Source organism: Enterococcus sp. AZ163 (assembly GCF_050498925.1).
GTDB lineage: Bacteria > Bacillota > Bacilli > Lactobacillales > Enterococcaceae > Enterococcus_A > Enterococcus_A ferrettii.
This window is the reverse complement of the sequence record NZ_JBIPAO010000001.1, coordinates 3,417,035-3,440,281: the sequence shown is the minus strand read 5'-3', so window position 1 is coordinate 3,440,281 and position 23,247 is coordinate 3,417,035. Positions and strand designations below refer to the sequence as shown.

Here is a 23,247-nt window from a genome sequence, read left to right as displayed (position 1 = left end):
ACTACGTTTATCTACGTTAGAAAACAGAAAGGAAGAAAAGATGTTTTTTAAATTTATTCGCGGCATTGTACGCATCTTGTTAGCAATCATTAATGGGAATGCTCATTATCAAAATCAAGCAGTTTTACCCAAAGAAGAAAATTATATATTGGTAGCTCCTCACCGTACTTGGTGGGATCCCATTTATATGGCTTTAGGAGCTTCACCTAAACAGTTTTGTTTTATGGCGAAGGAAGAGCTGTTTAAGAATCCAGTATTGCGCTTCTTTTTAGTTCATTTGAATGCTTTTCCTGTGAACCGTGACAAGCCAGGCCCCAGTGTGGTAAAAAAACCTGTTAAGCTTTTAAAAGATTCAGATAAAAGCTTGATTATGTTTCCTAGCGGCACACGACACTCTACTGAGTTAAAAGGCGGGATGGCCTTGATCTCCAGATTAGCCAAAGTAAAGATTGTTCCTTGTGTCTATCAAGGGCCACTAAAATTTTCTGATTTGTTCAAGCGCAAACCCGTTTATGTTCGTTATGGTGAACCGATCGAAATAAGTGATATTAAAAAGTTGGACAAAGAAGGTTTGGCGGAGATAGAAATCCGTGTACAACAGGCTTTTGATACACTGGATACTGAAATCAATCCAGACTACAAATATGTACCAACAAAAAAAGATAAAGACTAGTAAAGCATACCGATTGAGAACTCTTCAGTCGGTATTTTTTTGTTCTAAAGCAAGGGTAAGAAGATATTGCTCCAAATCCAGCTGATTGGCATAACTAAAACCATTGCAGGAATCATATCAGCTGTAGGAAACATCTTCACACGAATCATGCGAAAAGAGGTTGCCACGATTAACAGTCCTCCACATGAGCGAAAGTCTAAAATCATCTCAGGAGTGGTTAGTGGAAGAATTACGCCAGCAAATAGGAATAACGATAAAAAAATAATGAATTGTGGGAAAGCCACGACAGAAACTACGTAACCTAGATTACAGGCAAAAATAGCTGCTGTAAAAAAATCAAGAATAGATTTTGCAATTAAAATAGTATGTTCACCTGTCATGCCAGCATCCAGACTTCCGTAAATACCCGTACCACTAGCACAAAATAATACAATGATAGTCACCAATCCACTTACAAATTCCTCGTGAGAGACGGCTAAATGTTCTTGGGGGAACAATTTGTTTATAGGACGCTGCATTAAATCAGCTGCACCTGCAATCTTCTTTTCTAAGTGCAGAAACATCCCTAAAGAAGTACCTAAAATAACAGAGAGAATAACCGCTGGTAGATTAGCTGTTTGTGTGATAGCAGGAATTCCCATAGCGAAAGCGCAAAGACCAAAAATCAACTGAATTTCTTCCTTAAATCGTTCAGATAATAGATGCCCTAAAAATCCTCCGGCTAGTCCTCCTAATATGATTGACGCTGAATTGATAATTATCCCAGTTGGCATAAGCTTCTCCTCCAATTTCAAAAAATATGGCTAGATTTATCCTATCTCATTTGATATAAAAATGGTAGTCTCTGCGGGGAAATGAGAAAAATAACGTTTAGATCGACGGATAAAACAGCATAACTCTTTAGCATCAACAGCAGAAAAAAAGAATGACTCATGTTATACTTGTAGGAAGGACTTATTTAGAAAAGGTGATTTGGTGAGGTTTTTACATACAGCAGATTGGCATATTGGAAAGAAATTACATGGCTATGATTTGTTGGAAGATCAAGCCTATATTCTCAAACAAATTTTGACAATTGCTAAGACAGAAAAAGTTGATGCGATTGTGATAGCTGGGGACCTATACGATCGGTCAGTTCCTTCTGAAGAAGGAGTTCGCTTGCTAAATCAGACGATTGCTGCAATGAACCTAACAGCAGAAATTCCGTTATTAGCAATTTCGGGGAATCACGACAGTGCCACGCGATTAGCCACTGGAGCACCGTGGTTTGCACAATCGAATTTTCATTTACATACAAGACTGGACCAAGCCTTTAAACCAGTTGTTATGGAGAATACGGCATTCTTTTTATTGCCGTATTTTGAACCGGTCGATGCGAGAATTTATTTTGAAAATTCCTCGATTCGATCTATTCAAGAGGCGATGCCGCTGGTAATTAAGAAGATGAAGGAACAATTTGATCCCAAATACCAACACGTACTGGTGAGTCACTTTTTCGTTTTGGGCAGTAGTCGGACAGACTCTGAAACGAAAGTAGAGGTTGGCGGGTTAGATGGAATAAACGGAAGTCTTCTAGAGGACTTTGATTATGTTGCTTTAGGGCATTTGCACAATAGAAATTCTTTAAATTTACCGAATGCTCGCTATAGTGGCTCGCCGTTAAAATATTCACTTTCAGAGAAGAATCAGAAAAAGGGTGTATGGCTGGTAGAAACAACTGGACAACTGAATCTTCAATTTATTGAATTAGAACCACTTAGAGAAATGCAGGAGCTTCAAGGAACCTTTGCACATTTCTTAAATCCTGAAACGTATCAGCAATTAAATCGGGAACGCTATTTTTCTTTTCTTTTGGAAGATCGCAGTATTATTCCTAATATGATGAATCAATTGAGAAAAGTTTATCCAAGGGTCCTACAGGTGGAACGTCTGTATGGCCGAGAAAATAGCCAACAATTAGCAGTAAAAAAATTGAAGGAACAAACACCTATTGAATTAACTGAAGAGTTTTTTACAACAATTGTTCAATCAAAACCAACCAAAAGACAACAGAAATGGATCGAGCAATCGTTTCACCAGCTAATAAAAAAAGGAGGCGATGGCGATGCTTCCTAAAAAAATTGTGATGGAAAACTTCGGTCCTTTTATACATGAAGAAGTTAATTTTGATCACTTTCTCGAAACACCGCTTTTTCTAATTAGCGGAAAAACAGGTGCTGGGAAAACGACCATTTTTGATGCGATTACGTTTGCTCTTTTTGGAGATGCTTCCGGCGGGGTAAGAAATGCAAATGAAATTCGCTCAACGTTTGCTGATGCTACTGAAGAAACACGGGTTCGCTTCTTTTTCGAGCACCAAGGACGGCAATTTGTCATTGAGCGCTCCCCTAAACAAGTTGTTCAAAAGAAAAGTGGGAAAGGTGAAACCACTAAGAATCAAAAGGTTCAACTGATAGTTTTAGATAATGAAGGCAAAGAAGTAGAGGCCTATCAGAAGGTAGAACCGGTTAGTGATATGATTTACCGAATGCTTCACTTAAATAAGGATCAATTTCGCCAGATAGCGATGCTGCCGCAGGGGGAATTCCGAACATTTTTAGTGGCCAACAGCTCTGAAAAAGAAACAGTTCTGCGCAGCCTATTCGGTACAGCTATTTATCGTACCTTTACGGAAAATCTGAAGATTAAAAAGCAGGAACTAGAAAAAGAAGTTAGCGAAATTATAGTACGAATTGATCAACTCTTGCAGCAAGTAGTAACCAATGAGGGAGCTACTTATCAAGAATCAATGATCAATGCTAAAAACTACTTAACTAGAGAAAAACATGCTCTACAAGAAATGCAAAAAACGGTCTTAGTGAAAAAGACAGCTTATACAGAGCAACAAGAACTGCTTGTAGAGGCCGAACAACTGGTAATCAAATTTCAACAATTTGAGGAAGCCCAAAAGGAAGTTGGCTTGTATCAAGCTCAAGAGGCTGAGATGTCTGTAAAGCGGGGCCAAGCGGAAAAAGGGAAAAAAATTCAACAGCTATTACCATTGTATTCAAGAATAAAAGAGTTAGAGAAAAGTTCGCTACAATTAGAAATTCAAACAAGCCAAATACAAGAGGCCTTAGTATCTCTCGCTGAAAGACAACAAAAGTGGCAAGAACAGGCTGAAAAATTTGAAAGTGAACAGCCCGATTGGTCCTTGAAAGAATCAACATGTCAGGAATGGAAGAATGCTTTGCCTTTTGTTATTCAAAAAGAAGAGTTAGAGGCTCAAAAACAGGAGCAGCTCTTACTGCAAAAGGGACTTCAACAAGAGTGCGACCGTATCGTTGCACTCTCTGGTGAACTGCAAGATCAATTGACTATCCTAAAAAAAAGAAAATCTGCCGAAGAGTTTTTCCATGATCGACGTTTTCAAGAGGTACAATTTCAGCAGCAGGTTGATCAGCTGCTAAAAGAACAACGGCATCTAAACCAAGAAGAAGAACTCATTGAGGAGCAACAAATTCAATTAGCAGTTCTTACAGACAAAATTAGTCAGTTTAGCAACGAATTAACTGCTCGAATAGCTGAGAACAAGAAACAAAAGAGCCGTTGGGCAAGCTTTGAAATTGCTCGACTAAGTCAAGATTTATTACCAGGTGAACCGTGTCCTGTTTGTGGCTCTTTAGAGCATCCTAAACCCGCAAATAAGGAAAGTATCTCTAGTAGCGAATTGATGAAACTTCAAGTGGCGTTAGAAGAAGTCGAAGAGTGTGTCAAGCGGTTGCAAATTCAAAAAGAAACAGCCGAAAATGAGTTTCGAACAAATTCGAAGAAATATGAAACAGCTCAACAAAAACACAAGGAACAGACTGAAAGCTTTCAACAAGAAATTGCGAAGTTTGCTGAGAAGGTTCAATTGTATTATAACGAAGCAAATGGTCACCAGTTAGAAGAGATTCAAGACTATTTAAAAGAAAAACAAAAAGAAACGGCTCAAGAATTGGCTGCGATCGCGGCTGCTAAACAAGAAATCACGAAATTAGAAACCCAGCAGCAGCAATTAAAGATGGAGCACGATAAAGCAAGTGAGGAGCTAAGACAGGCTGACAGCCAGCTTCAATTATTATCAGGAAGACTTCAAACTGCTGCAGAACAGGCTCAAGAATGGAAAGCGGCAGAACTTGAACAACAAATTAAAACTTTAGAAGATGAGATCAGTGCAAGACAGCAATTAATTAGAGCTCATCAAGAGGAACAGCAGCTCATTAATACTGAAAATACTCGTTTAATGGAAAGCCAGAAACAAGTAATGAATCAAACTGACTCGCTGAAAAACGAGCAGGAGCAAAAGTCAGTCGATTATTTTGAAGTACTAAAAAAATCGGGTGTTGACCAGGCTTCTGTTGAAAGGCACTACCAGGAACCCCAAGATTTCTATGAACTAGAAGAAGAGATAAAGGTGTTTGAAAATGGCTATCTTTTGGCAAAAGATCGTTTTCAACAGTTAGAAAAAGCTATTGCGGATCAAACTTATCCAGATTTGAATCCTTTAAAAGAACGAGTAATTAAATCAGAAGAAATCTTTCAAGCTGCTCAGGAAGCTTTTTATCAAAAGGAAATACAATTGCAGCAAATGGAAGAAATTCTTCAGCAAATTCAGGAACTGCACCAGATGAGCAGCAGCCAATTAGATGAGCTTAATGAATTGACTGAGCTTTACCGAACGATGAATGGTGATAATCCTGCAAAAATTAGTTTGGAGCGATTCGTTTTACAATGGTATCTTAATGAGGTGCTGCAGGCAGGTAATCAGCAATTGGCTGTGTTGACAAATGGCCGCTATCAATTCGAGTTGAACCAACAAATTGGGCGTTCAAAGGGGAATACAGGTTTAGAGATTAACATTTATGACGACAATACAGGTGCCAGCAGAAGCGCGCATACTTTATCTGGTGGAGAGAGCTTTATAGCAGCTTTGGCCTTAGCTTTAGGTTTAGCTGAAGTTATTCAAAGCCAGTCTGGTGGAATTGCTATGGAGACACTATTCATTGATGAAGGATTTGGCTCACTGGATGAAGAAGCTTTAGAAATGGCAGTAAGCGCGCTAGAAGGAATAGAAAGCCAAGGGCGAATGATTGGCATAATCAGTCATGTACGAGAACTAAAGGAACGAATTCCTCAACAGGTTATCGTACAAACAAGCGGAACTGGTCAAAGTACAATTTGTTATCAACTAGAAGGATGGGAGAGACACTAATGAGATGGAGTATTCCAGAAAAGGTTATTGAACGTGGAAGAACATATTTAAAAGAAGGTCGCGTGCTTTCGGTCTCCGCGGATCCAGCTCGACGTGTATGGCATGGTGAGGTTTTAGGTAGTGCACTTTATTTGGTCGATTTGGACGGCAGTGGAAAAGAAAATGATTTATGTGAGTGTCCCTACTGGGAAGAGCACGGCTACTGTAAGCATACGGTAGCAGTTGAATTATATTTACGAGAACAAGGGATTTCTAGAGTCATTAAACCAGAGACGGTTTTACCTAAACCTAAAGAAAGCTCAATATCGTTTGCCGATTTATTAAATCAAGGGTTTACTCGGTTGGAAAAAGATGCGCTGCCCATACAACCCTTGTTTGTGGAGTTTGTGGTAGAACCAATTCCTACTAATCCATATCATCCGGAGTTGGACGTGCTTGCTGTCTCTCTTCGCTTAGGCAGTCGTTCAAATCAGCGCAGCTACATTGTAAAAAATCTTTATGATTTTTTACATGCGTATCAAACGGATTCCGTTTATACAATCAACAAGCAGTATCGTTTTCAAATCGAGGCTGGAGCATTTGATGCTAAATGTCGTGATATCATTGAAGATCTTGTTGGTGTTAGTGAGACGTATCAGCTATTAGGTAAAGCCGGACTTCAGGTAAAAGGAAAGCTTGATAAACGATATTTGCTGCTTCCAGTTCATCGGATTCAAGAATTAATGGCAAACATGGAACAAACAGGAAATTTAACAGTCAATTTGAATGGAAAAAGCTATCATCAATTGAATGAAGGAATAGAATTACCTCTGACATTTAGGTTAATGAAGCAATCAGACGACTTTATTTTTACAATAGAAGATGACTTTACTGCTTATTTCAGCAATTATTTTCTAGGCTTTGTCGGCAATGCTTATTATATTCTTACCCACGAACAACAAGAAACCTACATTACGTTAAAACAGCTTTTGAAGCGACTAAAGGAACCCGAAATTATCTTTCAGCAAAGTCAGCTGTCACCATTATTTAGCGAAGTATTTCCTTTTCTTAGGAAAATTGGTCGGGTAATTGTGGCAGAGGAAGTATCAACTATGATCAAAAATGAGCCGTTAAAATCAGTCGTAATTTTTCGGAAAATTAAGGGCATGATTCGTGTTGAGGTTGAGTTCCATTATGGTAATATACATTTTACTACCAATGAAACCCATCAGCCAGTTTTACCGGACCAAGTAGAGGTGTTGCGTGATCGTAAAAGTGAACAGCGGCTGCTAGATTTATTTGAGAAGTATAGGTATAAAGTAATTGACACTGGTTTTGAAAAAAATATACCTGCACAAGAAGGACTTTATCGATTCTTCCGAGTAGAAATTAATGATTTTCGTCAATTAGCTGAAGTTAAAATGGGAAAGAAATTACGCCAGCTATTTTTAGATGGGCAAGAGTTTCAGCCTACTTTAGAGGTAGATCAAAAAGGATCATGGTTAGACATTCGTTTTGATGTCACAGGTATCAACGATTCTGAAATTGACAACGTCTTGTCAAGTCTTTTAAGGAAGGATCAATTTTATACACTGGATAATGGTGAAATTCTATCATTTGATTCTGATGCGTTTAGAGAGACTAGTGAGGTTATTGGCCAGCTGCGAGAACGACTGAATTCTGAAAATGGTGTGATTCGTCTGCCAAAGAGCCAAGGAATTTTATTGGAAGAGCGACTAAAAAATAATCCTCAAACCCAGTTTAGTGAAGGCTTTCAAAAGATGGTGCAAGATTTAACTCATCCAGAAGATTATCCAGCACCCGTTCCTCAAAATTTGAATGCCACTTTACGGCCTTATCAAGAAATTGGTTATCGTTGGCTAAAAATGCTTAGTGACTATGGTTTTGGAGGAATTTTAGCTGATGAGATGGGTTTGGGTAAAACTCTCCAAGTTATTACCTTTTTACTGGCTGAAAAGCAACTAAAACCAATTAAGGTAGTGATAGTTACACCGGCCAGCCTAGTTTATAACTGGCAAGCAGAAATCAAGAAATTTGCACCTGACTTAAAAACGGTAGTTGTTTCTGGCAATCGGTTAGAACGTGAAGCGCAGCTAGATCAAAATTTAGAAATTGTGATTACGTCATATGCTAGCTTGCGACAAGATATTGATCTTCATTCTAAGCAGCAGTATCAATACATGGTCTTGGATGAAGCCCAGATGGTTAAAAATGCTGCGACTAAGACATCTCATGCTTTAAGGCAGTTAGATATCCCAAATCGTTTTGCGTTAAGTGGAACACCAATAGAAAACAACTTGGAAGAGCTTTGGGCATTATTCCAAACAGTTATGCCAGGCTTCTTTCCACCTATTAGTCGTTTTCGCCAGATGCAAGTATCAGAAATTGCCCGAATGATTCAGCCGTTTGTTTTACGGAGAGACAAAGATACTGTACTGCAGGACTTGCCTGAACGTATTGAATCAAATATTTTAAGTAGTTTGTTAGAAGAGCAGAAGACAGTCTATTTGGCCTACTTAAAACGGATGCGGCAAGAGGTTGACCAAATGGATTCGGCGACATTTAGGAAGCAGCGGGTGAGTATTCTGGCTGGGTTAACCCGTTTAAGACAAATTTGTGATGATCCGCGTTTATTTATGGAGGACTATCAAGGTGGCTCTGGAAAGCTTGAGCAGGTCAAAGATCTTATTCAAGCAGCTAAAGAAAACGGCCGTCGTGTACTGCTCTTTTCTCAGTTTACTGGTATGCTGTCTATTCTGGAAAAAGAATTAGGTGAAGTCGGAATTTCTAGCTTCTACTTAAGAGGGAGCACGAAGGTGAAGGACCGCTTAACAATGGTAGATGCTTTCAATCAAGGTGAAAAGGATATTTTCCTGATTTCATTAAAGGCTGGAGGAACTGGACTAAATCTCACAGGCGCTGACACCGTGATTTTGTATGACTTATGGTGGAATCCTGCTGTAGAAGAACAAGCAGCTGGACGTGCTCATCGAATTGGCCAGAAAAAGGTAGTAGAAGTATGGCGAATGATTGCTGAAGGAACGATTGAAGAACGTATGAATGAATTGCAGCAAGAAAAACGTGAATTGTTCCAAAAAGTAATCCAAGGCAATGAGGAACAGGTGAATAAGCTAACGGAAGAAGATATCCGAATGATTTTAAGTATTGGTGAATAAGAAAGGGGGCTGTGATGTAAATCGTCACAGCCCCTTTCCTACAATTAGTCAATAGGAAATAACCAGTCTGACTGTAGCGGCTCATTTTAGTGTGTGAATTATTCTTATTGAGAAATAAATTTAAAGCCAATACTCTAGTATAAATCAGCCTATAAACTTAAAACGATCAGTCTAAATTGTTCAATGAACAAGCGGCATTCACTTATTTCCTTAAAATAGACTAGTTTATCCTTTTGCTTAGATTACTATTTAAAGGATAAATTACTGACGATCGCCCAAACAAGTAAGTAAAATAAATGAGGAAGTATATCTTGATTGAAAAAGCAGAAATGTTTTTTAGTTTGATTTTGATTAAAGTAATAGTCTATAAAAACAAAGTGAATTGCCAAAGTATCTCACTTGGTTATAACCGTTTTATCAGTATTTCAGACTTTTTCTAATTCTACTCCTTCAAATCGTCTTCAGGGTGGGAAGAAAAAAGCGTTCGATAACCATTGTTATCTTATTTTTTTGTGTTTTTTGACAAAAAAAACACGAGCATTTATCAATCAAAAAAAATCGACTAGAAAAAAATAATGATTGAGGAAGGCATACTAAGAAATAATGACTCTTTTTTAAGAAGCTAATCGGACTAGAAAAATTAAAATTGCCCTTTTTTTTAGGTGATCTGTATCTATAAATAAAGGGATTTCGATGAAGAATACTTGATACAGAAACCGCTTTCTTAATTCAAAAAGAATTAGCGTTTTCTTATTAAATGTGTTTTTTATACAAATTTTAATTTATAAGATCATTTAAGAGTATTAAGATAATTAGCGGTTTGATAGGATTTGTTGCGAATGACTAGTGTTTGTAATAAGTATAATATGTAATTTAGAAAAACTTTTTTTTTTATTTTTAAACAGAGTTGTGGAAGAAATCCTAGACTTAATGATACAGTTTTTTATTTTGTATTATGCCAGAAGACATTGGAAATAAGTTTTCAAAGTAAGCGTGAGGAGGAAGCCCCCTAATTTAGATGGGTGCTTTACAAGACTGAAAATTAAATAACGGTATTATTAATAAACTTTGTTGTTTAAGGCACTTTTTTTTGTTACGTTTTTTCTGTATAATAGGACACAGATAGAAGAGAGACAAAACCTTCTGTTACAAAATCATTTTAGTCAAGAAAAGGAGTGATACATGTATGTTGACACTATATACTTCCCCTAGTTGCACATCATGTCGGAAAGCACGTGCTTGGCTGCAGGAACATGAGATCCCATTTGTGGAAAGAAACATTTTCTCTGAACCTTTGACCATTGAAGAATTAAAAGATATTTTGCAAATGACTGAGGATGGAACCGAAGAGATTATCTCCACTCGTTCGAAGGTTTTTCAAAAGTTAAACATGGATTTAGACGAACTATCTTTAAAAGATTTATTAAGTTTAGTAAAAGAAAATCCTGGCCTGCTTAGACGACCTATCATGATTGACGACAAAAGATTGCAAGTAGGATTCAACGAAGATGAAATTCGCCGCTTTTTACCACGTGATGTTCGTCAGTATGAATTACGACAAGCACAGCTTATGGCCGGACTATAAAAATTACCTCGCGGAAGCGGGGTTTTTTTGTTTCATTCACAGTTCTATTTGATTAAGTCAGTAACTCTTTAAAGTTTGTGCAGAGAAAGAATATTTCAGTTCCTGCTTAAGTGTTGAAGATTTTTCAGAAAAATTTAGAAGAAAGAGGCAGGCCAAAAATTTCTTTTTAAAGACTTGATAAATTCTGTTCGCTTTCTTTACTTTTGCCGCCAATCGGTTACAATGAACATATAACCTACCTATTTGAAATGAGGTGTGCTTAGATGGAAATGGAACACATCAATGAAAACACCATTCGAGTGATGATTGGCAGTGATGATTTGGCAGAACGAGGAATTACTTTTCTGGATCTTCTTGGAAATCATCGCGAAATTGAGACTTTCTTTTATAGTATTTTAGAAGAAGTTGACATTGAAGATGAATTCAAGAGTAGCGAAGCCGTTACTTTTCAGGTTTTGCCTAAAAATGATGGATTGGAATTATTCATTAGTAAAAATCTTACACAAGATGATTTGAATAAATTCTCTGATCCAGGTGATTTTGAAACGAATGATCTCGATCAATTAATTCGTCAGCAAATACTTGCTTCTCAAGATTCAACATCCGAAAGTGCTGAGATTGGTCGTTTACGTGTTTTTAAACTTAACGATTTTGAAGACATGATTGAATTAGCTAGTTATTCCTTTTTGGATGAAGCTTGGAGCGATCTTTTCCAATATGATAAAGAATACTATCTCCAGTTGTATTTTGATCCAGAAATATTTGGGGATTCGTCTATTTCAGACGTTGTTGCTGAGGTGTTAGAATATGCTGAAGATACGCAGGTAACTCCAGAATTTTTGGAAGAATACGGACATTTATTGATGCAAAAAGATGCAATAGAGATCACCCGAAGCTATTTTATTTAAGAAGCCTGAATAAGGCTTCTTTTTTTGCGTATATTACCTATGGGGTGAAAATATGCTATTTGCATATAACGAAAAGAAGCAATTGATTTCGGTGAAGCATTATTCATCAGAGGAGAACTATTATTGTCCTGATTGTGGAGACAAATTGATCTTCAAACAAGGGACAATTAAAATTCCTCACTTTGCTCATCGCAAAAGAACGAACTGTGAAGGGTTAAGCGAAGGAGAAACGCAAGAGCATTTGCGATTAAAACAGCTCTTTTGGATAAGTGGACGCTCACAGGGTGAGGAGTGGGTACTGGAGAAACCGATTCCTGAATTGCAGCAACGACCAGATCTTTTACAGAATCGTACAGCGGTGGAGATACAATGCTCTCCGTTGAAGATTTCTCGTTTAATTCAACGTTTTAAAGGTTACTCAGATGGGGGATATCAGGATTGGTGGCTTTTGGGACCACCTTTATGGCCCAAAAGAAAGTGGAGCATCCTGCAAAAACATTTTTGTTCGTATAGTCAGGAAAACGGATTTCATCTTTGGTTGATTGATTTTAAAGGGATTTATTTGCTTAGTCATATCAAAAAATTCAATCAACATTGCTACTATACAAAGAGAACTTTCCCTTTTCAATCAATGCCCTTACTAGAAATAAATCAAATAGTAAGTGAAGACAAAACAGCTAGTTGGTTTAACTATCAGCAAATCCAAGTAACAAAGCAATTTTTAGCTGTTAAACTTGCTTCCTTTGATGAAGGGATTAAACCATTACAGAAGTTTCTGTATCAGCAAAGTGGGCATGTACTTCATTTGCCGGAGTGGATGTATCAGCCTAGTCAGTTTGCCTTTATCTACAACGAGGCATACATCATTTTTCGCTATTTGTATTCCTTAAATCCTGAAAAACCAGTAGCTGTTATTAATGATTTTGAAAGGTTTTGTATTGAAAGTAAGCTTAGCTGGCATTTTCCTCGAATCGAAAAAGAAAGAATACTGAATGGACTTCTAACAGAAACACGTCAATTGATTCTGAGACAGTGAAGAATATCTTTAAATGCACCCAGTTATTTTTTTCAACAAAATGTGTTAAGATAAGTCAAAAAGATGGGAGCGATGATATGACTGAAGCAAAACAATTACCAAAACGGGAAGAGGTCCCAGTAGAATTGACATGGGATTTAACCAAAATTTTTGCTGATGAAGCAGAGTTTGAAGAAAAATTTCAATTTTTATCAGATGAGTTGCAGGCAGCTGATAAGGTTAAGGGAACTTTAAAGGAAAATGCACAGGCATTTTTAGCCGGAATTGAATATGTATTGGATATTTATCGCAAAGTAGAAGTTATCTATGTATATGCACATTTGAAAAATGATCAAGACACGGCCAACACCCAGTATCAAGCTTTGTATGCACGTGCTTCAAGCCTGATTGCTCAGACAAGTGAGGCAGTCAGCTGGTTTGAACCTGAAGTATTATCAATATCAGATCAAACAATCTGGACTTTCTTTGATTCTGAACCGGCTTTAGCGCTGTATCGTCATTTTGTTGAGCAGATTCTGTCTCAAAGAGCCCACATTTTACCAGCAGAGCAAGAAGCACTGTTAGCCGGTGCCAGCGAAATATTTGGTAGTTCAGCGGATATTTTTTCTGTGATGAACAATGCAGATTTGAAATTTCCAATTGTTCAAAATGAAGCCGGAGAAGATGTTCAGTTGACACATGGTGTCTATGGCCAATTGATGGAGAGTATGGATCGCAATGTAAGACAGTCAGCCTTTAAGGCGTTATATACAGTATATCAACAGTTTAAAAACACTTTGGCAACTACATTGAGTACCCATGTAAAAAGCCATAATTATAAAGCAAAAATACGGGGGTATTCGTCAGCACGAGCAGCTTCTCTAGACAACAATCATATTCCAGAAGATGTGTATGATACTTTAGTGTTGGTAGTGAATCAGTATTTGCCATTGCTTCATCGATATGTAGAATTACGTAAAGATTTGTTGGGATTAGAAGAGCTGCATATGTATGATATGTATACACCTTTGCTGGCAGATGCGCCTATCAAATATACGTATGAAGAAGCTAAGGAAAAGGCGTTGTTAGCATTAAAACCACTAGGTGAAGAATATCGTGAGATTGTCGAGAAGGCTTTCGACGAACGCTGGATAGATGTCGTTGAAAATCAAGGGAAACGCAGTGGAGCTTACTCTTCAGGGGCCTATGATACACAACCTTATATTTTATTAAACTGGCATGACCGTTTAGATGAATTATATACATTGGTTCATGAGATGGGACATAGTGTACACAGTTACTTCACGCGAAATAGTCAGCCCTATGTATATGGAGACTACTCTATCTTTTTAGCAGAGATTGCTTCTACTACTAACGAAAATATTTTAACTAGTTATTTACTTGAAACTGAGAAAGACCCAAAAATTCGTGCTTATATTATAAATCATTATTTGGATGGGTTTAAAGGAACTATTTTCAGACAGACACAATTTGCAGAATTTGAGCATTACATCCACACACAAGATGCAATAGGTGTTCCATTGACCAGCGAACACTTGAGCAATTACTATAAAGAATTAAATCAGAAGTATTATGGACCAATTGTTGTTAGTGATGAAGAAATCCAATACGAATGGTCGCGTATTCCTCACTTTTACTATAATTACTACGTTTATCAATATGCTACGGGCTTCTCTGCAGCAAATGCTTTAGCAGCTAAAATTGTTAATCATGAGCCAGAAGCATTAGAAAACTATTTAACTTATTTAAAATCTGGCAGCAGTGATTATCCGATTGAAGTGATGAAAAAAGCTGGTGTGGACATGACAAAGGCTAACTATATTGAAGATGCAATGGGAGTTTTTGCTTTACGTCTAGATGAATTAGAAGAATTAGTTCGGCAATTGAAAGACAATTAAAAAATAGAGCGTTCTTAACAAAATCTAACCGTGTAAAATAATCGCAAAAGAAGAGAGAGACTGCAGAAATGGCGGGTCTCTCTTCTTTTGTATTATTAGAAAACAAGCTTAGGCTATGCCATGTTCATTCATAAAAGAAATGTTAGTTTCCTCACTTTATATCCAGAAAAATGATACCCACTAAAAAAGGATGCAGCAATCTGACAGAGGACTATACAACCAAAGCAAATTTCAGAATATTCTATCTAATGGTTTTGGTAATTGAATTTGCAGTTAAGCCCTCCTTACTCAGCACTTACAGAGTCTTTTGTAATTACTTGCTAAAAACATTCGAATACACTAAGGAAATGACAGGAGGGTTCGCGAGAACTTTGTTTCTATAGATCAGCTGGAAAAGCGATTATTCAGACTATTTACGATACAAGGGATAATTGATGAGCGGAGATGAGCTGTATTAAAAAAACTGACTGCATGGGTACATTGCTATCAGCAAACCAAGCAAAAAGTGGGAATTAAAAGCAAAAGTAATTACATCCGTGCTTATCCAGTAAAAAAGCATCGTAAATCAAGTCAAAAAAACAGTTAAGGATTTTTCCTCAGCTGTCTTTTTTTAGATTAATGAAAGGTGATCATCAGGAAACTCTTGACTAAAAATTTCACTGTTTTCCTGAGTCTTGAAGAAGCGGAGCATTGACTCACGTGATTTGCAGGCATTGATCACATACTTGATGGCACTGAAACCCTCAACTCTTACGCCAGTTCCTGCGTCGTTCGCACAGTTATAAATGACAGCTGATGGGTGCTTTGTAATGTTCATATCTCTAGCAATTTGTTGATCTGCTATAAACAGTTCTTTTACTAGATCAGAAGCACGATCCTCAATAAATGTTTCCATATCCCCTCCAACCTCTGAGAATAGGCGATACACCAACTCTTCAGAATAGGGAGTCTTTTTTTTAGTCAATTCTTCTTGCAATTTCATCAAGAAGATTCGACCACGCTTTTTACCCTGCAACTGGGCTGCTTTTACGTCTAGGGCAGCAGAGTAAATGTTATCAGAAAGCTTGTTCCGTTTGCGTATGTCTTTTTTTGACAGGCCCTCCCGGATTAAGAGGTCAGATACAGTATGTAAATTCATTAATGGAATGAGCCGTAACTGGATTTTTAGATCATTCTTTTTCATCAATTCAGTTATCTGTTTTTCAATGTTTAAGCAACGATCCCCGATAGGATTGATAAACAAATAGATCTCAATCAAGAGACTTCCTCCTCACATTCATTTCCTTACAGTAACAGCTCGAACAATTTTATTCTCGGCTGGTCGATAAGGGATGTTAAATTGTTTCAATAGGGCAAAAAAATCTTCTTCTTTTTTTCCGCTATCTTGTACTTCTAATTCTAATTCAAAATCATGTTGGTCTCTGTACCAGCTCTCATCTAAAGCTAATTTACCTTCAGGAATGATTTTTTCAGCACGTTTGGTCACTAATCGACCAATTAGACCTAATAAATCAGTAGTAACAGACTCATTATTTAAGGCACTAATTATCTGAAAAGCATTTTTTGGGAAACGATTATCCTTAAGTGCTTTTTTAACGTCTGATAATTCAAGACTATCTGTAACTTCCAGCAATCCAATTTGCTGAGGAATCTTTAGAGTAGCTTCAGCCTCAGAATCAAAATAGCGGATTCGCAATCCCATATTTTTCTCTTTCAATTGATAATCTGATGTGTCAAAATAAAGATTGGTTTGAGTAACCAAATTAGAGGAGTCCAACTGATAATGGGTCATCAGTTGAAGGTATTCTTGCTGAGTCAGCATGGTTTTATATTCTATTTCGATTGATTTGTTCATTCTCATTGTACACCCTATTCTAAAATTTGACTAATACAAAGGTATATTGACACATATTACACCATGCCGTCAAATATTTAAATGAAGTATATCCATTAATAAAGCAAAATATAGAATTTACGACTTTTGGAGATGAACCAGTCATTTTTGCTAACGGATGGTTTGTGATAAGATAGGAAAGAATGGAAAGAAAAGCGAGGGAATTTTAATGGAAAGAAACTGGGAAATTTTTCTTGCACCGTATGAATTAGCTGTGGCTGAACTAAAAATTAAGCTCAGAGGTTTAAGAACTCAATATCGTGAGCAAGGGGAACACGTACCAATTGAATTTGTAACCGGTAGAGTGAAGCCAGTTGACAGTATTTTGAATAAAGCAAAATTGCGAGGACTATCTTTAGATCGGTTAGAAGAAGACATGTCTGATATTGCTGGTATGCGTATTATGTGCCAGTTTGTTGAAGATATTCATCACATGGTTCAAGTCATCCGAAATAGAAAAGATATGAATGTCGTACAAGAGCGTGACTATATAACCAATCGTAAAGCGAGTGGCTATCGTTCGTATCATTTGGTAATCGAATATCCGGTTCAGATGTTAGACGGAGAGAAGAAGCTATTAGCTGAAATTCAAATCCGAACATTAGCCATGAATTTTTGGGCTACTATCGAACATTCTTTAAATTATAAATATGAAGGACAGATTCCTGAAGATATTAGTGAACGTCTTTTTCGTGCTGCTGAGGCTGCCTATCAACTAGATGAAGAAATGTCTAGTATTCGAGATGAAATACAAGAAGCCCAGCACCTATTTTCATATCGTAAAAAGAAGAAAGAAGGAGACGAATATGCCGCTAAAAATAGGGATCATCCACAATAATGAAGCAAAATCTTTAAAGGTTTATGAAGATTTGCTGCTATTGTTGGCCAAAAACAATGACTTGGCAATTGTTGAGCGTGATCCGGAATTAGTGATTACTATTGGCGGAGACGGAACATTATTGTCAGCATTTCATCGGTACAGTCATAAGTTGGATACGGTAAGATTTTTAGGGGTTCATACCGGGCATCTAGGTTTTTATACTGATTGGCGTGATTATGAATTAGAGGAAATGGTAAATAGTTTATGCAGTGATCGCGATAAGAGTGTCAGCTACCCTTTATTAGACGTGGTAGTCAATTTTGAAGATGGCCGTCATAAACATTTTTTGGCTATGAACGAATCGACTGTGCGCAAAGGCAATCGAACAATGGTTGCAGATGTTTATATAAAGGATGAACTTTTTGAACGCTTCAGAGGAGATGGGTTATCAATCTCAACGCCCACCGGATCAACTGCATACAACAAAAGTGTTGGCGGCGCTGTTGTGCATCCAAGCATTAGTGCAATGCAATTGGCAGAAATTGCTTCATTGAATAATCGTGTATTCCGGACATTAGGATCACCTAGTATCATAGGCCCTGCTGAATGGATTGAGATTTTTTTAAATTCCGATGGAAAACACATGGTAACCATTGACCAGTTAGACGTTAGTGGGGGAGGAATACGCTCTATTCAGTATAAAATTGCTGAAGAACGTATCCACTTCGCTTCTTACAAACATATGCATTTTTGGCATCGAGTAAAAGATGCCTTTATTCGAGAGGATTAATTTTGTGGAATTTGAATGGACTTATGATCAAGCGGATTCATTATTGCTTCGTACCTTTTTAAAAAAGCAGGGAATTTCTAAAAAGCTGTTAGCAAAAATAAAGTTTCAAGGTGGAAAAATTTATGTGAATAACCAGGAAAAAAACGTCTTGTTTTCTTTGAAATCCCATGATAAGGTAACTGTTGTGATTCCTGATGAAAAGGGCCATGATACTTTGTTGGAAGATAAGGTGCCTATTGAGATTGTCTTTGAAGATGATCATTTATTAATCATAAATAAACCAGCAGGTGTGGCATCAATTCCAGCGCAATATCATCCAAGTGGAACAATGGCTAATCGAGTAAAGGCTTATTACGTTCAAAAAGGGTACAAAAATCAGGTTGTCCACGTAGTTACAAGACTGGATAAAGATACTTCTGGCCTAATGTTGTTCGCAAAGCATGGATTTGCTCATGCAAAATTGGATCAAGAATTACAAAAGAAAACATTGGTAAAAAAATATCAAGCACTTATTTCTGGTGAAATAGCTGCTTTGAGTGAACATGGGCAGATTGATTTACCAATTGTAAGAGACATGACTTCTCTAATCAAAAGGAAAACGGATGAGTCTGGTCAAAGTGCCCTAACAGAATATTGGCTGAGTGAACGAAATGAACACATAGCGCTAGTGAATATTCAACTACATACTGGAAGAACGCACCAAATCAGGGTTCATTTCAGCGCTGTGGGTTGCCCACTGCTGGGAGATGACTTATATGGTGGTAGAATGGACCTTGGGATAACTCGTCAGGCCCTGCATTGCTGTGCCTTGACTTTCAGACACCCCTTTACTGGGGAATTGCTGGCATTTTCTTTGCCGCTTGCAAAAGATATGGAGATAATCGCAAGAGAGCTGTGAGGTGAGAGAGATGGATGAAAACCAAGAAGAATTAGAAGCCCATTTTTTACAGTTAAAAAGTGAACTGCAGAAAAACGATCTTCAAGATTTTCGTGAACATTTTTTGGAGATGCACATTTACGATCAGGGGCAATTCTATCAATCTCTCGATGGTGAAGAACGTCAATTAGTGTATTCTTACATGTCGCCTAAAGAACTAGCTGATATGTTTGATGTGATCGAAGAAGATGATGAACATGTTGAAGAATATTTATCTGAAATGCGTCCACGTTACGCAGCAGACATGCTTTCTGAAATGTATACGGATAATGCTGTAGACATTTTAAATGAATTAGACAAGAAACAAGTAGCGAAATATTTAAGCTTGATGGAACCAGAGCATGCAAATGAAATTCGTGAGCTCTTGCATTATGAGGATGATACAGCCGGTTCCATCATGACTACCGAATTTGTTTCGATTGTTGCCAATCAAACGGTTCGTTCAGCAATGTATGTCTTAAAAAAAGAAGCACAAATCGCCGAAACGATTTATTACACATATGTTGTTAATACAGACAATCAGCTTGTGGGAGTTATTTCTCTACGGGATTTAATTATCAATGACGATGATACCATGGTATCAGAAGTAATGAGTGAACGAGTTATTTCGGTCCACGTTGGTGATGACCAGGAAGATGTAGCCCAGATGTTCCGTGATTACGATTTTCTAGCATTACCAGTAACGGATTATGAAGATCATTTACTAGGGATTGTCACAGTCGATGATATTATCGATGTAATCGATGATGAAGCAGCTAGCGATTATTCTGGTCTAGCGGGGGTCAATGTCGAAGAGGTCGATGAAAATCCTATAAAATCTGCTTCAAGACGTCTGCCATGGTTAATCACCTTATTGTTTTTAGGAATGTCGACAGCAAGTTTAATTAATCATTATGAAGCCCTAGTTAGTGAAGCGAGTATTTTAGCTGTTTTTATTTCGTTAATCACAGGTACAGCTGGCAATGCGGGGACACAATCACTAGCCGTGGCTGTTCGTCGAATAGCAATGTCTGATGATAAAGACAGCGGTTTTGGTAAACTGATCATGGGTGAGATTTTGACTGGGTTAGTAACCGGGTTGGTAACGGGAGCGACTATTTTTGTTATTGTAGGGATATGGAAGCACAATTTTGTATTAGGATTTGTTATTGGAACTGCGATGGTAGCTGCGATAACAGTAGCTAATTTAGCAGGTAGTCTGATTCCAATGGTAATGGAAAGATTAGGATTTGATCCTGCCGTAGCTAGTGGACCATTTATCACAACCCTCAGTGATTTAACAAGTGTACTGATTTACTTCAACATCGCTGGTCTGTTTATGGAACATTTTATTGGAAGCTAAAATTTTTTTGGTCTTAGCAGAAGGAAGAAACATATGCTGAAAGTAGTGGAGAAAATGAAAAAAGCCTACGCTGTTATTATCCGCAATGGTTTGATTTTATTGGTCAGACGACCAGGACTACCTGTGTGGGAACTGCCTGGAGGAGAACTATTTCAGGATGAAAATGAACGGAATGGAATGAAACGCTTAATTTCAGAAGATTTAGGCTTAAGGGGAGATATTCAAGAATTAATAGGCATTTATACAAAAGAATATATGGATGAACTTACCTACGTTTATAAAGCGAAGGAAGTTGAGACGCAACAACCAATAAATTCACCTGTTTATTCAGCAGTAAATTTTTTTGATGTTCATAATCTGCCCTTAAATATCCACCCTGATCAAAAGCAGCAAATTAAGGATTATTTATCGGGGAACTATCCTGTAAGAACGCATCTAAAAACTTGGAAGTGGCTTTTTCTTATAAAAAACTATATTCAAACGAAAAGAAGCAGTAGGGATTAACCACTGCTTCTTTACTCTTTAGTCAATTCATTATCTAGTCGAAGGAAACAATTTTTGTTCCGTGTGCTTCTTGTATACCCAGAAATTGGGTAATTTCGTTGATATTTTTAAACGTAACACCCCCTCCAGGAAAGATAGTGATTCTGTCATTTGCGTAATCAATCAATTCCTTCAAGTGAGTCAAGTTTTCTTCAATTGGTTGGGATAATGGACCGCCATGACTTAAAATGCGATCTATACCCAGTTTGACAAACCAATCGATTGTTTCAAATTGCTTTTCTTTTGGAATCTCATCGAATGCCATATGAAAGGTAGTTTGCAGTCCGATGCTATTTCCTAATAGAATCTCTAAAGCTTCTTCATCAACCTCTTTGTCTTCTGTTAAACAGCCAAAAACTACGCCATCTGTTCCGGCATTCTTAGCATAAATCAAATCCGTTTCCATTATCTTCAATTCCAAGTCATTATAACAAAAGTCTCCGCCTCGAGGACGGATCATTGTCATAACTGGAATATGCTTTTCATTAGTATATGCCAAAGTTTCCTCAATAACGCCTAAACTAGGGGTAGTACCTCCTACAGCCAGGTTGTCACATAATTCAATTCTTCCAGCGCCCGCTTTAATAGCTGCGGGAATCAAAGTGAAGTTTTCAGCGCAAAATTCTTTAATCATTGTAATTCCTCCTATGTCCATAGTGTAGCATAAGTCGTAGAAGGTTGGGAGTAACTATGCTATCATATTGCTAAAGGAAGTGAATCAATGTTAAAGAAAATAGATCGTGGCTCTTTATTTTTAGAAAAGAATTACGCTATGTTTCGTTGTCCTAAATGTCATGAAACCTTTTCGATGGACAATCATTATCTAAGCTGTAAAAATAACCATCAGTACGACCTTTCTAAAAAAGGAACGATTTACTTTTTGGATCATCAAGTGAAAACAGACTATGACAAAGAAATGTTTCTCCCAAGAGGTAGAATGATTCGTTCAGGAATGTATCAACCAGTTATTGAGCAGCTTGCAAATTGGATAACTCCTGGTAAACTCTTGGATGTAGGTTGTGGTGAAGGGAGCTTTTTAGCGGAACTAAACCAGTTAAAAGCAAATGAGGTTTCTATAGGATTTGACTTAGCTAAAGAGGGGATTTACCTAGCAACAGATCAGGCCTTAGATTGTTTCTGGTGTGTGGCTGATTTGACCAATTTACCTTTTTCGAATCAATGTTTTGACACTATTTTAAATATTTTTTCGCCCTCACATTATCAAGAGTTTCGCAGAGTTTTGCAAAAGGACGGTAGTGTGCTAAAAGTGGTTCCTCAAGAAAACTACCTGCGGGAATTAAGAGAGGCTTTTTATCCAGAGGGGAAGCCCTATTCAAATGAGGCAGTCATTGATCGATTTAACATGGAGATGTCAGTTGAGAAACGAACCCGATTGACCTATCAGTTTGAAATTCCTGTTCAAAATCAACTTGATTTACTGGACATGTCTCCCTTGGAATGGCATGCGGATCCCTTGATAAAACAGAGGTTAATGGCTAAACTATTGGAAAAAATCACGATCGATGTGGAAATATTAAAAGGACATTAGAGAAATCGTTTTCATTGAAAAAAATGTGAATTAATCATTGCTTTTCTAACTTCATGGTGATATAGTACAAACAAGTTGTTTTTCATTGGTTTTTATCAGGTTCCTGTTCTGATAAAAGTTTGTGAAAAGTGCTTCACTAACGTAGCGACTCGCCGTGCTAGACACCGAGTTGGTACGTTTTTTTTGTGCAAAATCTCGTTCGAGTATGTAAAATGCATGAAATAGCAGAGAAATCACGCTATTCTTTTGAGAGTTATCCAAGAGTTTATCCATAAGTAATAATCTATTTTTGAAAAATTATGGAGTGAATATTTTTATAAAAATTAATCAGAGGAGCCGTATCATGACTAACCATATTGTATTATTCGAGCCACAGATTCCAGCTAATACTGGTAACATTGCTCGGACATGCGCAGCTACTAATTCGCCACTGCATCTAATTGAGCCTCTAGGCTTTTCTACTGATGACAAGCATCTAAAACGAGCAGGATTAGATTACTGGAATGACGTGGATATTACTTACCATAAGAATCTTGCAGTATTTATGGAGTTTCTGAATCAGCGCCCGTTATATTTAATTACTAAGTTTGCTAATCGTACGTATTCAGAGCCAGACTATACGCAAGCTATAGATCGTTTCTTTATGTTTGGCAAAGAGACCACTGGCTTGCCGGAGGAATTTATGCGTGAGAATGAAGACAAATGTTTAAGACTTCCAATGAACGATACGCACGTTCGTTCACTAAACTTATCTAATACGGTAGCTATCGTAGTTTATGAAGCGTTAAGACAGCAGAGTTTTCCAGAATTAGAACTTAGTCACCATTATGAAAATGACAAGTTGGATTAAGGAGAGAAGT

19 protein-coding genes are annotated in these 23,247 nt (G+C 37.4%); 15 read left to right on the top strand and 4 right to left on the bottom strand.

The genetic code is table 11. The features are described from left to right. Nucleotides 1–40: 40 nt before the first annotated feature. Complete coding sequence (locus tag IGI46_RS16530; RefSeq protein ID WP_429964068.1) at nt 41–673, top strand: lysophospholipid acyltransferase family protein; 633 nt, start codon at nt 41–43, stop codon at nt 671–673. Nucleotides 674–717: 44 nt separating this feature from the next. Here the strand turns inward: IGI46_RS16530 and IGI46_RS16525 are convergent, their stop codons facing one another. Next, nucleotides 718–1,446 carry a DUF554 domain-containing protein gene (locus IGI46_RS16525; RefSeq protein WP_207701185.1) on the bottom strand — a complete coding sequence of 243 codons (729 nt, stop codon included), beginning with the start codon at nt 1,444–1,446 and terminating at the stop codon, nt 718–720. Between the two features lie 202 nt (nt 1,447–1,648). On the opposite strand from IGI46_RS16525, the gene IGI46_RS16520 reads away from it, so the two are divergent. From IGI46_RS16520 to pepF, 7 genes are all read left to right on the top strand, one after another. After that, nucleotides 1,649–2,788, top strand: coding sequence for an exonuclease SbcCD subunit D (locus IGI46_RS16520; RefSeq protein ID WP_429964067.1), 1,140 nt, complete (start codon nt 1,649–1,651; stop codon nt 2,786–2,788). Continuing rightward, entirely contained in the window at nt 2,778–5,909 is a 3,132-nt protein-coding gene (locus IGI46_RS16515) for an AAA family ATPase (RefSeq protein WP_429964066.1), read from the top strand. Before IGI46_RS16520 ends, IGI46_RS16515 begins: the two co-directional genes overlap by 11 nt. Beyond that, the gene (locus IGI46_RS16510; RefSeq protein WP_429964065.1) at nt 5,909–9,085 is read left to right on the top strand and encodes an SNF2 helicase associated domain-containing protein; all 3,177 of its coding nucleotides are present in this window, start codon (nt 5,909–5,911) and stop codon (nt 9,083–9,085) included. Before IGI46_RS16515 ends, IGI46_RS16510 begins: the two co-directional genes overlap by 1 nt. A 1,186-nt stretch (nt 9,086–10,271) precedes the next feature. Further along, nucleotides 10,272–10,670, top strand: coding sequence for a transcriptional regulator SpxA (gene spxA, locus IGI46_RS16505; RefSeq protein WP_010759673.1), 399 nt, complete (start codon nt 10,272–10,274; stop codon nt 10,668–10,670). A gap of 263 nt (nt 10,671–10,933) precedes the next feature. Then, entirely contained in the window at nt 10,934–11,578 is a 645-nt protein-coding gene (locus IGI46_RS16500; RefSeq protein WP_207701189.1) for an adaptor protein MecA, read from the top strand. A gap of 52 nt (nt 11,579–11,630) precedes the next feature. Further along, nucleotides 11,631–12,614, top strand: coding sequence for a competence protein CoiA (locus IGI46_RS16495; RefSeq protein ID WP_429973853.1), 984 nt, complete (start codon nt 11,631–11,633; stop codon nt 12,612–12,614). A 77-nt stretch (nt 12,615–12,691) separates the two neighbouring features. Further along, entirely contained in the window at nt 12,692–14,512 is a 1,821-nt protein-coding gene (gene pepF / locus IGI46_RS16490) for an oligoendopeptidase F (RefSeq protein ID WP_429973852.1), read from the top strand. A 610-nt stretch (nt 14,513–15,122) separates the two neighbouring features. Here the strand turns inward: pepF and IGI46_RS16485 are convergent. Both IGI46_RS16485 and IGI46_RS16480 read right to left on the bottom strand, forming a co-directional pair. Further along, nucleotides 15,123–15,770 (bottom strand): DsbA family protein, encoded by a 648-nt coding sequence (locus IGI46_RS16485; RefSeq protein ID WP_429964062.1) that lies wholly within the window; start codon nt 15,768–15,770, stop codon nt 15,123–15,125. Nucleotides 15,771–15,788: 18 nt separating this feature from the next. Beyond that, nucleotides 15,789–16,367: a CYTH domain-containing protein gene (locus IGI46_RS16480; RefSeq protein WP_429964061.1), complete on the bottom strand. Its 579-nt coding sequence runs from the start codon at nt 16,365–16,367 to the stop codon at nt 15,789–15,791. Between the two features lie 208 nt (nt 16,368–16,575). Between IGI46_RS16480 and IGI46_RS16475 the strand changes: the two genes are divergently transcribed. From IGI46_RS16475 to IGI46_RS16455, 5 genes are read left to right on the top strand one after another with little or no spacing between them, the layout of a single operon-like run. Beyond that, nucleotides 16,576–17,244 carry a GTP pyrophosphokinase gene (locus IGI46_RS16475; protein ID WP_207701194.1) on the top strand — a complete coding sequence of 223 codons (669 nt, stop codon included), beginning with the start codon at nt 16,576–16,578 and terminating at the stop codon, nt 17,242–17,244. Continuing rightward, complete coding sequence (locus IGI46_RS16470) at nt 17,213–18,016, top strand: NAD kinase (protein WP_429964060.1); 804 nt, start codon at nt 17,213–17,215, stop codon at nt 18,014–18,016. Before IGI46_RS16475 ends, IGI46_RS16470 begins: the two co-directional genes overlap by 32 nt. Before the next feature lie 4 nt (nt 18,017–18,020). Next, nucleotides 18,021–18,914: an RluA family pseudouridine synthase gene (locus IGI46_RS16465; protein WP_429964059.1), complete on the top strand. Its 894-nt coding sequence runs from the start codon at nt 18,021–18,023 to the stop codon at nt 18,912–18,914. 10 nt (nt 18,915–18,924) lie between these two features. Then, nucleotides 18,925–20,295, top strand: a complete 1,371-nt coding sequence (gene mgtE, locus IGI46_RS16460) for a magnesium transporter (RefSeq protein ID WP_429964058.1) — start codon at nt 18,925–18,927, stop codon at nt 20,293–20,295. A gap of 54 nt (nt 20,296–20,349) precedes the next feature. Continuing rightward, nucleotides 20,350–20,799 carry an NUDIX hydrolase gene (locus tag IGI46_RS16455; protein WP_207701198.1) on the top strand — a complete coding sequence of 150 codons (450 nt, stop codon included), beginning with the start codon at nt 20,350–20,352 and terminating at the stop codon, nt 20,797–20,799. Between the two features lie 34 nt (nt 20,800–20,833). On the opposite strand, the gene IGI46_RS16450 is transcribed toward IGI46_RS16455, so the two are convergent. Beyond that, nucleotides 20,834–21,472 carry a copper homeostasis protein CutC gene (locus tag IGI46_RS16450; protein WP_429964057.1) on the bottom strand — a complete coding sequence of 213 codons (639 nt, stop codon included), beginning with the start codon at nt 21,470–21,472 and terminating at the stop codon, nt 20,834–20,836. 87 nt (nt 21,473–21,559) lie between these two features. Here IGI46_RS16450 and IGI46_RS16445 point away from each other — a divergent pair, with 87 nt between their 5' ends. After that, on the top strand, nt 21,560–22,387 hold the full coding sequence (locus IGI46_RS16445; protein WP_429973851.1) for a methyltransferase domain-containing protein: 828 nt from the start codon (nt 21,560–21,562) through the stop codon (nt 22,385–22,387). 343 nt (nt 22,388–22,730) lie between these two features. Beyond that, nucleotides 22,731–23,237 carry a tRNA (uridine(34)/cytosine(34)/5-carboxymethylaminomethyluridine(34)-2'-O)-methyltransferase TrmL gene (gene trmL / locus IGI46_RS16440; RefSeq protein ID WP_429964056.1) on the top strand — a complete coding sequence of 169 codons (507 nt, stop codon included), beginning with the start codon at nt 22,731–22,733 and terminating at the stop codon, nt 23,235–23,237. The last annotated feature ends 10 nt before the right edge of the window (nt 23,238–23,247 follow it).

What these genes read in the sequence shown, in the direction of transcription:
- IGI46_RS16530 (WP_429964068.1), top strand. Translation starts at nt 41, where the DNA reads ATGTTTTTTAAATTTATTCGCGGCATTGTACGCATCTTGTTAGCAATC.
- IGI46_RS16525 (WP_207701185.1), bottom strand. Translation starts at nt 1,446, where the DNA reads ATGCCAACTGGGATAATTATCAATTCAGCGTCAATCATATTAGGAGGA.
- IGI46_RS16515 (WP_429964066.1), top strand. Translation starts at nt 2,778, where the DNA reads ATGCTTCCTAAAAAAATTGTGATGGAAAACTTCGGTCCTTTTATACAT.
- IGI46_RS16510 (WP_429964065.1), top strand. Translation starts at nt 5,909, where the DNA reads ATGAGATGGAGTATTCCAGAAAAGGTTATTGAACGTGGAAGAACATAT.
- spxA (WP_010759673.1), top strand. Translation starts at nt 10,272, where the DNA reads ATGTTGACACTATATACTTCCCCTAGTTGCACATCATGTCGGAAAGCA.
- IGI46_RS16500 (WP_207701189.1), top strand. Translation starts at nt 10,934, where the DNA reads ATGGAAATGGAACACATCAATGAAAACACCATTCGAGTGATGATTGGC.
- IGI46_RS16495 (WP_429973853.1), top strand. Translation starts at nt 11,631, where the DNA reads ATGCTATTTGCATATAACGAAAAGAAGCAATTGATTTCGGTGAAGCAT.
- pepF (WP_429973852.1), top strand. Translation starts at nt 12,692, where the DNA reads ATGACTGAAGCAAAACAATTACCAAAACGGGAAGAGGTCCCAGTAGAA.
- IGI46_RS16480 (WP_429964061.1), bottom strand. Translation starts at nt 16,367, where the DNA reads ATGAACAAATCAATCGAAATAGAATATAAAACCATGCTGACTCAGCAA.
- IGI46_RS16475 (WP_207701194.1), top strand. Translation starts at nt 16,576, where the DNA reads ATGGAAAGAAACTGGGAAATTTTTCTTGCACCGTATGAATTAGCTGTG.
- IGI46_RS16470 (WP_429964060.1), top strand. Translation starts at nt 17,213, where the DNA reads ATGCCGCTAAAAATAGGGATCATCCACAATAATGAAGCAAAATCTTTA.
- mgtE (WP_429964058.1), top strand. Translation starts at nt 18,925, where the DNA reads ATGGATGAAAACCAAGAAGAATTAGAAGCCCATTTTTTACAGTTAAAA.
- IGI46_RS16455 (WP_207701198.1), top strand. Translation starts at nt 20,350, where the DNA reads ATGAAAAAAGCCTACGCTGTTATTATCCGCAATGGTTTGATTTTATTG.
- IGI46_RS16450 (WP_429964057.1), bottom strand. Translation starts at nt 21,472, where the DNA reads ATGATTAAAGAATTTTGCGCTGAAAACTTCACTTTGATTCCCGCAGCT.
- IGI46_RS16445 (WP_429973851.1), top strand. Translation starts at nt 21,560, where the DNA reads ATGTTAAAGAAAATAGATCGTGGCTCTTTATTTTTAGAAAAGAATTAC.
- trmL (WP_429964056.1), top strand. Translation starts at nt 22,731, where the DNA reads ATGACTAACCATATTGTATTATTCGAGCCACAGATTCCAGCTAATACT.